This is a genomic window from Paenibacillus lacisediminis, assembly GCF_046567315.2.
In genome coordinates this window covers 94,903-107,771 of sequence record NZ_JBKIAX020000017.1, presented here as the reverse complement: position 1 = coordinate 107,771, position 12,869 = coordinate 94,903, and the positions used below count along the sequence as shown (strand labels likewise).

Annotated in this window: 13 protein-coding genes; 6 read left to right on the top strand and 7 right to left on the bottom strand. The window is 40.0% G+C overall.

What is annotated here, in order from left to right:
- Positions 1-192 precede the first annotated feature (192 nt).
- Together ACLD72_RS25720 and ACLD72_RS25715 are read right to left on the bottom strand one after the other, a co-directional pair.
- Positions 193-2,802, bottom strand: a complete 2,610-nt coding sequence (locus tag ACLD72_RS25720; RefSeq protein ID WP_411001269.1) for an RNA dependent RNA polymerase — start codon at positions 2,800-2,802, stop codon at positions 193-195.
- Positions 2,803-2,846: 44 nt separating this feature from the next.
- Positions 2,847-3,098 (bottom strand): hypothetical protein, encoded by a 252-nt coding sequence (locus ACLD72_RS25715; protein WP_411001271.1) that lies wholly within the window; start codon positions 3,096-3,098, stop codon positions 2,847-2,849.
- Positions 3,099-3,302: 204 nt separating this feature from the next.
- Between ACLD72_RS25715 and ACLD72_RS25710 the strand changes: the two genes are divergently transcribed.
- The 4 genes from ACLD72_RS25710 to ACLD72_RS25695 all read left to right on the top strand — a co-directional run bounded on the left by ACLD72_RS25710 (position 3,303) and on the right by ACLD72_RS25695 (position 6,355).
- The gene (locus ACLD72_RS25710; RefSeq protein ID WP_411001273.1) at positions 3,303-4,628 is read left to right on the top strand and encodes a DNA sulfur modification protein DndB; all 1,326 of its coding nucleotides are present in this window, start codon (positions 3,303-3,305) and stop codon (positions 4,626-4,628) included.
- Positions 4,629-4,648: 20 nt separating this feature from the next.
- Positions 4,649-5,608 (top strand): phage lytic cycle repressor MrpR family protein, encoded by a 960-nt coding sequence (locus tag ACLD72_RS25705; protein ID WP_411001275.1) that lies wholly within the window; start codon positions 4,649-4,651, stop codon positions 5,606-5,608.
- 80 nt (positions 5,609-5,688) lie between these two features.
- The gene (locus tag ACLD72_RS25700; RefSeq protein WP_411001277.1) at positions 5,689-6,087 is read left to right on the top strand and encodes a hypothetical protein; all 399 of its coding nucleotides are present in this window, start codon (positions 5,689-5,691) and stop codon (positions 6,085-6,087) included.
- Positions 6,088-6,115: 28 nt separating this feature from the next.
- Positions 6,116-6,355: a hypothetical protein gene (locus tag ACLD72_RS25695; protein ID WP_411001279.1), complete on the top strand. Its 240-nt coding sequence runs from the start codon at positions 6,116-6,118 to the stop codon at positions 6,353-6,355.
- A 69-nt stretch (positions 6,356-6,424) separates the two neighbouring features.
- Here ACLD72_RS25695 and tlp read toward each other — a convergent pair whose 3' ends face one another.
- Together tlp and ACLD72_RS25685 are read right to left on the bottom strand one after the other, a co-directional pair.
- On the bottom strand, positions 6,425-6,649 hold the full coding sequence (tlp, locus tag ACLD72_RS25690; protein ID WP_411001280.1) for a small acid-soluble spore protein Tlp: 225 nt from the start codon (positions 6,647-6,649) through the stop codon (positions 6,425-6,427).
- A 72-nt stretch (positions 6,650-6,721) separates the two neighbouring features.
- Complete coding sequence (locus ACLD72_RS25685) at positions 6,722-7,624, bottom strand: AraC family transcriptional regulator (RefSeq protein WP_411001282.1); 903 nt, start codon at positions 7,622-7,624, stop codon at positions 6,722-6,724.
- A 293-nt stretch (positions 7,625-7,917) separates the two neighbouring features.
- On the opposite strand from ACLD72_RS25685, the gene ACLD72_RS25680 reads away from it, so the two are divergent.
- Both ACLD72_RS25680 and ACLD72_RS25675 read left to right on the top strand, forming a co-directional pair.
- Positions 7,918-9,150, top strand: a complete 1,233-nt coding sequence (locus tag ACLD72_RS25680; protein WP_411001284.1) for a dicarboxylate/amino acid:cation symporter — start codon at positions 7,918-7,920, stop codon at positions 9,148-9,150.
- 21 nt (positions 9,151-9,171) lie between these two features.
- Positions 9,172-11,472 carry a beta-L-arabinofuranosidase domain-containing protein gene (locus ACLD72_RS25675; protein WP_411001285.1) on the top strand — a complete coding sequence of 767 codons (2,301 nt, stop codon included), beginning with the start codon at positions 9,172-9,174 and terminating at the stop codon, positions 11,470-11,472.
- 509 nt (positions 11,473-11,981) lie between these two features.
- Here the strand turns inward: ACLD72_RS25675 and ACLD72_RS25670 are convergent.
- From ACLD72_RS25670 to ACLD72_RS25660, 3 genes are all read right to left on the bottom strand, one after another.
- On the bottom strand, positions 11,982-12,263 hold the full coding sequence (locus tag ACLD72_RS25670) for a GNAT family N-acetyltransferase (protein ID WP_128631588.1): 282 nt from the start codon (positions 12,261-12,263) through the stop codon (positions 11,982-11,984).
- A 2-nt stretch (positions 12,264-12,265) separates the two neighbouring features.
- The gene (locus ACLD72_RS25665; RefSeq protein ID WP_251586513.1) at positions 12,266-12,508 is read right to left on the bottom strand and encodes a (4Fe-4S)-binding protein; all 243 of its coding nucleotides are present in this window, start codon (positions 12,506-12,508) and stop codon (positions 12,266-12,268) included.
- 119 nt (positions 12,509-12,627) lie between these two features.
- Complete coding sequence (locus ACLD72_RS25660; RefSeq protein WP_411001288.1) at positions 12,628-12,852, bottom strand: NADPH-dependent FMN reductase; 225 nt, start codon at positions 12,850-12,852, stop codon at positions 12,628-12,630.
- Positions 12,853-12,869: the final 17 nt, after the last annotated feature.

Below are 12,869 nucleotides of genomic sequence, written 5' to 3'. Positions count from 1 at the left end.
TCTATGTCATTTTGGGGAACACTTCATCTAAACCGCATGGGTTTAAACTCTTTGTTCCCCTTAGAGACGCTTAAACATTTTTGCTTCTTCTCGATAAAGCTTGATTTTCCGGCCTTTTTATAAGCCTTGCCAAAGAACTGACTTGAAAAGTTTTTGAAATATGCTGATTTTTCAACGTAAAATGAGTGAGATCTAAATCGTTACACTTTTTCTTGTTCTGTGCTTTTTTACTCTTAAACGGAGTTGTTCTTGTTCATTTTTTTCTGCGCAATCTTCACAATACTTCGTGCGGTTAGACTTCATTTCGATTCTTTTACCGCATGTTTCACATAAGGTATGTTTGCCAGCATACTTGTTTTTTAAATTCTTTTTGAGGTTTTCTAGCATTATGTCGCCAAAACATTCCCATAAGGTAGTTTTATAGCTGCTGTTTTTATATTTATATAAATATTCAATGAGCATGTCGGCTACATACGTTTCATCATATCCATCAGATAGGAGCTGATTTCTAATGGATGAATAAATATATCTATAGTTGCTTTTGGATTCATCATCATGATTAAGCATATAATGACTTTTCAAATCAAGACTTTTATACCTATCGATGATCTCTTGATTTAAATGAACAGAAAGAGTGGGGCTGCTCATTAATATTTTATAGTCGAAGTTTCCCAGATTAGCTGCTTTAAAATTGAGTCTAGGATTGGGAATGATGTTATTAAGTCTGTTTACTACGCTTTCATTCGCTTCATTGACTTGATTTAAATCTTTTCCTTTGGCAAAGATAAAGAAATAAGGAACTTTTGATTTCGTATATTGAGTTATTATTTGCTTTTTATCATTTGGCCGTTGTACTTTATATAGCGTTTTAGCGTAATCAATTGTAAAGTTATTTTCCATACATAACCATTTGATGACATCTAAGTTCACCGTACCGCTATTCCAGATTTTTGTGATATCATTGCTGATCGTACCGATATTTCCCCCCGAATACGCCGTGATTAAACCGTTGTAGACCGTTCGCTGGCTGATCGGTTCCGCTTCGGCTTTGGCCATATTGTAAAAAAGAGGGACGATATCCTTCATATTGCGTTCGGCCACATCCACGAGTTTTGGCTCTGAGCAGACCAGGCTTTTATCCCCGTCATTATCAAACATCAATAACTTGCTAATCGGATCATGGCAGCTTGTATAGATTCCTTTACTAATAAACCAGCGGCTTTTCTCTTTGTCCACCTTATTTATTCTTATAGCATGTTCGCGATATAGATGGGGGCTGCGCAGGCAATCGAGCTTAACCCCATCTTCAAACATTTTGCAGAATACTTCGTTGTTTTCCAATAAACCTGCGGGAGATTTGTCATTTAAAAAAGTATATTGGCAAAACGCATATAAATCGGGGCATAGAAAAGCATATTTGCCTTCAATATCAACTTTTCCCGACTTTGCTTCCTTCACCAAACTTTTTTTGACTTGTTTTAAAATTTCTTTACTATAGGTGTCATTAAGCAGCTCCGGATAAATCTCCAAAGCTTGCTGGTAGTAATTTTTATGCATATTAGCGGCTGTCACACCAAGTATCCGTAACATGGTATGGCGATCCTGGCCAATGTTCATGATGTTTTTTATAGAATTTCGGCTGATATGTGCAAGCTCTTCATTGGTCATATCGGTTAGAGTCTGAAGCATTTGGTAATTTAATTTCGAGTTGTGGACGATGTCTTCCTCTTCGTTGCATGTTCCCGCTTGACAGCCAAATTCAATGAAATTCTGTTTATATTCGTCCCAGGAAGAATAGTATTTCCACATTTTAAACTGGCTTTTTGTAAAAATGATTTCAATACGGTCTTTTAAGATGTCGTAGTCTTTCCCATAAATATCTTTGACAACGACCTTTTTCAGTTCGGCTTTTTTGCTGTTTTCCCTAATAAATTTATCGAAAGGGAAGGGCACTAGTAATCCTTTGATCCAGGGAAGCCGAACCATCATGCTTTTTTTGCTTTTTTTGGGTAGAATCATTCCGCAGCCGTCCGTATGTGTGATTGGAACATCCATCGTTTTTCTTTCGATTTTGTAATTTTTATCATCAATAAAATCAACAACACATTTCACTTTCGTTTCCATATCATCGACCACGATCGTTTTGTTTATATCGAATTCGTCCCAAGGATCGGTCGCGCTATTGCATAGGGCAAGGTAAGCCAAATATTTATTAATATTTACGCCGCCGTTCTTGTTAATGTTCGCGGTTGAAAGACCGCACATTAACGAATCACGGTGTTTTTCGAAAACTTTTTCTTTTATAAAAACCGTTTTTTTCGTTCTAATTTGTCCTGCGCTAGCTGTAAAGCATATGAATTTTTCTCCCCGAAACATAAAACCTTTTACAATTAAATCTTCAAGGATGCGAAAAAAATAAGTTTGAACATAAATAATATCTTCCGACAAAGTGTCTGGAGGTATTTGTAAGGTTCTTATTAAAACGGAATCAAAAATGGAAATAATGTTTCTTTCATTGGCCGCTTGAGTTCTTAATGTTCTTATATCATCGTTTCGTTCAAACTCATCACCTAATAATTTTTTGAACTTTTTTATGCGTTGATTTACATTTTCAAAATAGGTGTCTAATTTTTGTTGGTAAACGTGATCCGCTGGTTTTTTAGCTTTGAGTTTTTTTAAACGGTTTCTATAAAAATAATGCTTGTTAAGCTGACTGTGCATTTTATATTCAAGATCATTATAAAAGCAGCTTGTGTCAACACTATATATATGTACTTGCTTATCTAAACTAATTTTGTTCATCCCCTTTATTTAGCAGTAGGGACATGGATGCATGTCCCTTGATTTTAGTCAATTTCATATTCGCTCAGTACTTTATCCCATATGATGGACACATCGCTTGCCGTAAGAGGATAAGAAGTTGAAGATTTCCAAGTAAAAATGTCGCCATGTATTGCAGAGACGGTTTTTTCATTGAGAATTTTGGAAACATAGTTCAGAGCCTTTTTCTTTGAAGTAGATTTGGTCGGGAAACATACCGGAATGGTAATATGCCCGCATACATAATATTTCTCGTTAAGTCCCATTTGACGCTCCATTTGTGTGATCATCTCCGTTTATTAAGTATAACCGCTTATTACCGATATGGTAATAATAACATGGAAATTATCCTTGCGCAAACAAATGTTCCCATCCCTGTTTTGAGGATATTTTAAGGAAATTGTTATATTTTCTTTTTATTTGGCCTATGCTATACTTGCTTAGAAGAAAATTAAGGATATTTTTAAGGGAGATGAAAGTCCTTGGTAGAATTTAATAGCCATGTTTATGAAATTCTTTCCGATGTGCTGACAGATGTGTCTAAGCATAGAGATCAGCAACGGGATATTGAAGATTATTTAGTTGAACATCATAAAATGATTCGCGGCACCTTTATTGAACTCGTCACTCAACCTGAGAAACTTGTGCAACTACATGAGGATGTAATTCCGGTATTCGTCAATGCCATTTATGAAATCACCAAGGACGAAAGATTGTTTCTACCTGACTTATTCTCTCAGAAAAGCATAAAAAATTTAAAGTCGTTCAAGTTTGAGGAACTGGAACAAATTAAACTCCCCTATACTATCTCAAGTGTAATTCGAGTAACCAGCGAAGATTTTTTAACGGCCATGTCGTATAAAGATCTCGCGAATCTATGGAACCATAAAATTTTGACTTATAATTTTCAAACCCAACGGTTATCTAAGAAGAAAATCAACTCTAAAGGTGCTATTGTCGAAAAAGCCGATATAAAAACCAAAAGCGTCAAAAGCATAAAAAAATTGATGCTTGAAGGTAAATATAATCCTTCAACTTTGCTGCTTAATGTTTTGGTAGACGGGAAGAGCAGCATTAGCTTCGAAGATGGAGAGCTAACGATCCAGGAAGGATCGAGCGTAAATATCATTGACGGAATGCATCGCTTGATGGCCATTGTGGAAATCATCGAGGAGAACCCCGATTTCGAAGGCTATATGAATATAGATATTAAGCATTATCCCATTGAAAAAGCACAAAAGTTGCTGGCTATTACCAATACAGTGAATCGGTTTGATAAAACGCTTGTAAAATATTATGGCAGCGAAGAATACGGTCAAGAAATTGCCAAGTATCTTATGACACTGCCGGTTTTAAAAAATCGAATAGAGATTAAAACCGCCTTAAGCAAAGGAATCACGATCACCAACTTTGCGATATTGTCAGAGGGAATTCAGTCCATCTTTAATCCTGAGACGACCAAGGACAAATATGATATTCAAGACGTGCTTAAACGTTTCTATGAATATTTGGTCCCTTCATATGAAGAAGTTCTTGTGAAAGGACGTACTAAAAATCTTGAGATCTCTTGGCTTGGTCACCATAATATGCATGTCGGCTTTATTGTGATTGCCAAGAAGCTCTATGACAAATATGGCAAGGAATTTCCGGTCGATAAAATTGTCGAAGTCATTGATGGAATCGACTTTGATAAACAAACCTCAGCTCTCACTGAAATCATGGGGGGACAGGGGAAGACCAATTCGAATAAAGTGAAGCAACAAATTAAAGATTATATTAGCGATGAGGTCGAGCGGATTTTGAAGTAAAGTTAAAGGGGTGAGCATAGGTGAATATTATTCATGAGAACAAACTATTCAACGAAAAAGTTAAACGTGAATACATGTCTGCACATAAAAAAGGAACCCAGGACATTCTGGAGCGCTTATTTAAGATTGCCTATCAATTCGAGTCGGATTTAAATAAAGATATATTTGACTTCACAAGGGAAGAGTTGAGAAAATTATTTTTTACATTTTTACCAACCACGGAAAGCGCATCGAAATCTGCAGTCCTGTATATTAATAGATATATAGACTGGGCTATTGATGAGGGTTATACTCAAGGCATGAATCCATTAGACGGAACTGACGCGGAGTGGAAAAAGCAATTTGCCATTAAATCGGATCATGTTTTTATTAGGGATGAAGATATAAAGAAAATGCTAAAAAAAATCGTTAATGCTCAAGTAGCGGTTGTTTTTTACGCCCCTTTTATCGGCATTAAAGGGGAAGGAAACGCAGAAATCGTTAATTTAAAGAAAAAAGATGTTGATTTTGATCACCTTACCGCTACGTTGACCGATAGTGATGGAAGCCAAAGAATAATAAAAATCGACAAGACCTTTGGTGATCTTTGCCAAAAGGCAATTAAGGAGTTCGAGTTCGTTAAAGCCAACGGTGAACCCGATAAAGAAGTAAAATCAAAATATGCTAATTTAATAGACAATGAATATATTGTCAGATCCGTGGATACTAGAGTAAAACACAAAGAGGAAGCGGACAAAAATGTAGTTTATAGAAGACTGAAAACGATAAAAAAGTACTTTAGTGAAACAGGAATTACTCCCAAAACAGTGGTTTATTCCGGTATGCTGGCCATAGCCAAAGATTTTTACTTAAAAGACAAATTTAACGATGGATATAAAAAGATTATTCAGCAATTTAATGTTACCGAGGCCACTCTAAATCGTTATAAAGAAACTTTCTTAAATGTTGAACAAATTAAGAAAACCTATAAATTGCCCTAGGGAATTCCTCTAGGCTTTTGTTTTCTTGACTTATGAAAATAAAAATTGCTATATTTTGAGGTGAAGGGAAGGAGTAAAAAATGTCTAAATACATCAAATATGAAACATTATTGAATTTTCAAGGAGATGATTTTGAAGTTTATGAATCCAGCGATATGATTAATGGGCGACAATACCATCTATCTATTGAAGGGTACATAGGAGTAAAAAAATTAAGTGACCTGATTGATTTGTACAAAGATTTTTCAAACCTGTTTTATAAATTTCTTAGAGATAAAAATTATCCGGAAGAAGAAATAAAGCAATGGAACACGATTTACAGCTCTAGAGAAATTCAGATCTGCTATGAAGGGAATTGTTATTGGGTATTTTTAAAAGAATATAAATCCTCTTATATATGGAATTTATATTTGTACTTACAAGATATTATTGTTCAGCTAGAAGATGTTAATAAAAAAATAAAACATGCCAATGTTTAAATGTAAAAAATACAAAAGGAGAATTAACATGAGTAAGTATCAAAGAACATATACAAAATTCAAGCTTCCTGAAGGAAACGTAGTTATACTTTGCTGGAGGAATGAAAAAGATTTGACGAGATACATGAAGAAGTTCCCCGAATACATATTAGTAGATAAAAGCAATACACGATTTGAAAGCTACACTGGAAACATTCCTGCGGTCTGTAAATCACCTGCTTTTAGCGGATTCTATAATGCGAAGAGTCGAAAAGGGAAAATTATCTGAAGGGAGATTAGAAATATTATGATAAAGGAGGGGGCGATTTGTTTCTGGTAAATCGCCCCCCATTTTTGCTTATTTTCTCTGATGCGCCGCCTCATCCTTCACTTCTTCACGCATGCCTTCGATAGCGTTCAGCCGTTTTTCGTTTTTCTCCTCGATTTGCTGTTTCTCGCCGCCGGAGATTTCGTCGGCATGCTCGCTTAGATACTCCTGTCCTTCACGGAAGTTTTCGATCGTATCTTGAATGCTATCCTGCAGTTTCTCCACGTTATCGGAACGATCGTCTGGTTTGGCCACGTTAAATTCCTCCTGAATAGTAATGATTTTCGTTGGGGATTTCGTGGTTAAGGTTGCCTTTTTCGGCGCGATTTATTCACTTTTGGCAGGCGTGGTGATGATTTTTCGATATTCCAATGGGGTCATGCCGGTTGATTTTTTGAATTGCTTGCAAAAGTAAGACGTATCGGAAAAACCAACGGAGGCTGCAATTCCGTTCACCGTTTTATCACGGTCCGAGAGCAACTGCTTGGCTTTATTTATACGAATCGACAACAACAATTGCAAAGGGCTCAAGCCGTACTTATGTTTTACGCAGCGAATAATATGGGCGGGATGGAAGGCGTATTGTTCGGCCAACTCATTCAAAGTAAAATCCTGCCCATAGTTTAAAGTGAACAGATCGTAAATTTCCGCCGCAACGTCTTTTTCCGCGGTGTGTTCATTGGAATCACAAAAAATGGTCAGTATTTTAAGAAATAGCTGCTGATATTGAATTTGCGAAATGGTGGAAGGGTAAAACAGCTTTTCATTGTGATATTTATCAATTTTGACTTGCGAGATATCGTCCATATGGCTTTTCAGGACGTCGTGAAGGCTCTTATCGATCATCCCGTACTGCGGCAATGAAATATAAAAAGTATCTTTTTTATAATATTTGTGTTTGTTCATTTTGGCGGATACATAGGCAATGGGACTTTCCGAATAAGAATAACTGCCTGTCGTGGAAAAATGAATCCAGGAAAAGGTAGTATCGGTTGTACACGATTTGTATCCCTTATGCAGATTGTCCGGCGGTAGAATAAGAAATTGTCCGGGCTCCACCGTATATTTCCGTCCGTTTTCCTCCAGGTAAAGCGCCCCGCTAAACACAAAGATCAAGTCAAAGGTATTGTTGAGAATCCGTCGTTCATGAATATCGCCTTTCCGAAAAAGTGAAATCCCCCCAACAATCAGATGGGGCAGTGGAGGACAACTGAAATTGATATATAACATTCCGAATTCCCCCCATGTTCATTTTGTTTCATTAAAGATATCACGGCAAATGGGAAGGAATCAATGACAATAGTTGGAGTCGGTGTTTGGCGAAGTTTTTAAAAAATGCAAAATGCTAATAATATTATATTTATAAAGTTAATAATGAACTATCCTTTGTTAATTTTAATAATTCAAAAAACCGGGCCAGTCTTCCATACTTAATTTATAAACTTTTCATTCCGTCGACGGTGAATAGGTTTTGAAAGCGCATTAATAATAAGGCAAACAACATCATGAATGAGGTGAGAACAATGCTGGGTGTTTTAAAAAATTATAAATTTTCAATTATTTTGCTGGCCGGCGTTTTGGTCGGCGGGATTGCCGGAACGATTCTTGGCGAACGCTCATCCGTATTGCAGCCCTTTGCCGATGTTTTTCTGAATCTGGTGTTCTGCATTATCGTTCCGCTAGTTTTTGTATCGATTGCCAGCTCGATCGCCAGTATGACGAATTTAAAAAAATTAGGGAAAATTCTCGGCATCTTTTTTATGGTGATTGTGGTTACGGGCTTAATTACTGCGGTACTGGCGCTGATCAGCGGACTCATTTTTAATCCGGCGCTGAACTCGCATGTGACTTTTGGGGAAGCGGTTCAAGCCGACAACAACTCTTTGGATTTAGTGCGATTGTTTACGGTTTCTGATTTTGTCGAGCTATTGTCTTTAAAAAATATGATGGCCTTAATCGTGTTTGCTATCTTATTCGGGATATCCGTAAGCTCGATCGGGGAGATCGGAGAGCCTGTGGTCAAGCTGTTAAACAGCCTGTCCGCCGTATTGAACAAAATCGTATCGATCATCATGTATTACGCACCTGTCGGCATTGCTTGTTATTTCGCCACATTAATCGGAAAAGTAGGCAACCAGGTGGTCTGGTCCGTGGCCCGGGCCTCCATCATCTACTCCGTTTTCTGTATTTTGTTTTTCGTCTTATTTTCAGTTCTAGCTTCCTATTACGGCGGGGGGACCACCGGACTTAAGCGGTTCTGGAAAAATATTTGGCTGCCGCTGACGACCGCCATGGGAACCTGCAGCAGTACGGCCTGCATCCCGGTCAACCGGCTGGCTGCCAAAGATATGGGCATCCCCGATGAAATCAGCGATATCATTATTCCGCTTGGGGCAAGCGTGCATAAAAACGGGGTTGTCAGCGTTCAAATCATTAAAATCGTATTTTTGTTCGGAATTTTAAACATGACGATGGGGCCGACGGATATGGTTACAGCGATTATCGTGGCCTTGATTAGCGGAATTATTGTCGGCACGATCCCCAGCGGAGGATTCATTGGCGAGATGTTTATCTGCACCGCATTTGGCTTCCCGATGGAAGCGGTTCCGATTCTGGTGATTATGGGCACGATTACGGATCCTTTCTGCACGATGGTGAACGTAACGGGCGACACGGCTATAAGCATGGTCATTGCCCGAATTGTCGAAGGGAAAAACTGGGTGAAAAACAAAATCGGCAACTTAACACAAGCTTGAGATTAGAGAGGATGTACGAATATGGATAGGGAAGAGGAAAAGAAACAGCGGCAGGAGATCGCGAAACTGGACTGCGACAGCATTTATATAGGCAATTTGTACACGGTAGATACCGATTTGCAGCTGCCTTCCACAGGCAAGCATGGCTCATCGATTACCTGGGAATCGAAAGAAATTCTTTTTTTAAGTCATACTGGCAAAGTCACCAGACCAACCCATGGGGTTGGAAATAGAATCGTTCCACTGGTGGCCACGGTTACCTTCGAAGGGGAGACCGTGCAGCGAACTTTTGATGTTACGGTGCTGGAGGAAGAGTATAAGGCCGAGATCGTTGAAGTTTACCCTGTCGAGATCCGAACAAAGGCAGGAATCAAGCCAGAATTGCCGACCGTCGTTGTCGTCCGAAACGATACCGGAAGCCGTACGGTAAGCCATGTATCTTGGGAGCCGCTCGCAAGGGAAAGCTATCAAAAAACGGGTGTGTTTACGATCAAAGGCAAGCTGGAGGAAACCGGATGGCAGGCCGAAGCCAAAGTAACAGTGATGACGGATGCGGATGAAGTGATTCCGCACACCCCAAAAGTATATGCTTTTGGCGGTCAAAGCGTACAGCTTGAGGCAAATACGGAGTTTGGAGCGGCGATGAACCGTTCACTGGAGTATCTGTTATCCGTGGATGACGATCAGATGCTGTATAACTTTAGGGCAGCCGCCCATTTGGATGTCAAAGACGCTAAACCGATGACGGGCTGGGACGCTCCGGAGTGTAACCTAAAGGGGCATACGACAGGGCATTATCTATCCGCTTTAGCGCTTGCCTATAGTGCGACAGGGGGGAACTCGGCCATCAAAGACAAGATGGATTATATGATTGCCGAATTGGGCAGGTGTCAAAACGTCATGTCGGAGCTGCCCGGCTACCATCAGGGTTTTCTAAGCGCTTACTCGGAGGATCAGTTTAATCTGTTGGAAGAGTACTCCACCTATCCGACGATTTGGGCGCCTTATTATACCTTGCACAAAATTATGGCCGGACTGCTGGATTGCTATACCCTGGCCGGGAATAAAAACGCCCTGGTGATGTGCGTTCGGTTAGGCGATTGGGTATACCGGCGGTTGAGCCAGCTCTCCAAGGAACAACGCCAGAAAATGTGGTCACTTTATATTGCCGGAGAATTCGGCGGCATGAACGAGGTTTTAACGAACCTGTACCTGATCACGCAGAACCGGAACTACCTGGCAGCCGCAAAATATTTTGATAATGAGAAATTATTTTTTCCTATGAAAGAAAATATGGACACGCTCGGCGACATGCACGCCAATCAGCATATTCCGCAAATTATCGGCGCTTTGAAACTATTTGAGGCGGAAGGCGAGAAAGCCTATTATGAAGCGGCCAAAAACTTTTGGCATATGGTTACGGAAGACCACGCTTATCAAATCGGCGGCGTCGGCGAAACGGAAATGTTCAAAGAACCCGGCAAGATTGCCGCTTATTTAACGGACAAAACCGCAGAGACCTGCGCCAGCTACAATATGTTAAAGCTGACCAAAGAATTATTCTGTTTTGAACCTAAAAAGGAGTACATGGACTATTATGAGAGAACGCTTTACAATCATATTTTGGCTACGGAAAACAGCAAGCGGGCGGAAGGGGGCAGCACTTATTTCCTGCCTTTAGCCCCGGGTTCTTGCAAGAAATTCGATACCCATGAAAATACCTGCTGCCATGGCACCGGTTTGGAAAACCATTTTAAATATCAGGAAAGCATTTATTTCCATGACCAAGATCATTTGTTCGTAAATCTGTATATTCCATCCACTTTGTCGTGGAAAGAGAAAGGGATCACCGTCTCGCAAAAAAGAAATAGAGGAGAATTCACCGAGACCGTGCAGTTTTTTGTTGACGGCGGGAGGGAGTTAAGTATCCGCTTTAGAATTCCCGAGTGGGCGGCGGAGCGCTCCATCACGGTAAAGATTAACGATGAAATTGTAGCTGCCCCGGGCCAAGAGGACGGATATATTCAAATTCAAAAAGTCTGGGAACACGATAAAGTAGAACTGATCTTTCCTTATTCTTTAAGATTGCTAAGTACTCCGGATGATGCTCACATAAAAAGCGTTTTGTACGGGCCTTATGTCCTGGCGGCCATCCACGAGGAACAGGATTTTATGACCTGGCCTTACAGTGAAGAACAATTCCTAGAGGGAATGAAAAAATCGGAGGGGGATTTTCATTTCACCCTGGACGGCACGCGGTTTGTCCCATTGTATCAAATCCAGGACCAACGATATCATGCTTATTTTAAGTTTGCGGAATGAAGGAATGGTCAGGAGAGCCACCCATTTTCTTTTTCATAGTACACATCTGCTTTAAAATTTTTGGTAGGCAGAGATCGTATCTTCCCTTTCTCCTTACCGTAATTGGGTTTGAGGATTTTTTAAATATTTAGATATTTTTAATGCTTGACAAAATAAATGATGATGACGGAGATGGGGGGCTCTCCAAACCACTTTGCACCTTTATTCCTTTGGTTCAGGAAGCCAAGTCACCTGGTCAAACGGGATAATCGTGCAAAGCCTCCGGATAGTGACTCTCGCTTCAGGCCACGATCTGTTGCCGACTTGACTGTTAAGCACTGATGATTAGGTTGAACCTTTATTTTTGCACTATTTTTGGTTCCATTTTTAGCTTTTACAGGTACGAGTACATAGTGGGATTTGACGCTTACCGGGGATCGATTGACAGATAAGAGAAGAGCCTGAGGGACGAAGAAATCTCGTACCCTCAGGCTCTTCTCTTACTATTGTCATAATTATAATATTAGTGATTATTTATGGAGAACATCCGCGTATTCGGAAAGACGTTCGAATCGTCCCTTGGCAAACGGGCATAAGGGTAAAATCTTAATACCGTTTTCCCGTGCGTATTCCACCATAGCTTTGACCAGCTTATCGCCAAGCCCTTGTCCTCGGTAAGCATTTTCGACCAAAGTGTGATCAATAATGTAAAGCTCCGGACTTGAGATTACATACGTCATCACCGCAGCAATGCCGCCGTTATCTCGAATAAGAAATCTTTTATTAGCGGTATCATGATCTACAATATGCATGTTCATCCCTCTTTCTTTGTTGAATATTCACCGTCCAGACGTCTATACGTCAGTGCACCGCTTGGACAGGTGTCAATATGTCGGGCAATTGCCTCCACAGTGTCAGCATCGGGATTAACCCAAGGTCGCTTGCTTAAATCAAAAACACCGGGGAGGCCTTTTACGCAAATACCGGAATGAATGCATACCTCCGAATTAAACATTACCTCGATATCTTTACCGTAGTATACTTTCTGATTAATCATAATTCCTTCACATCCTTCACTTATGAGTTTGTTTAAAGACCAAGATTCATTCTTCGAAAGATGTCAGAAATCTTTCCCAATGGCGAAGCGTTGATTCGTCGTCCAATTCTTTGGTGGTTTCATTCGGTTTTTCGTGATTGCTGCCGATGAGAACCTTCGGACCCGGCATCGGTATAGGCGACGCGAAGGGTGACAATCAGAACACCGTCCGCTTTTCGAATGCTTTCCTTAAAATCGACAACCGACTGGGGATCGCCTTGGCTCTCGATGTCAGAATTATAAAGAGGAATCGTTGATAAGTCAACGTGATGACTTTCCCAATGCTTTGGCGCAAGCTCTTTCACAGCCTTTAACACCCTTC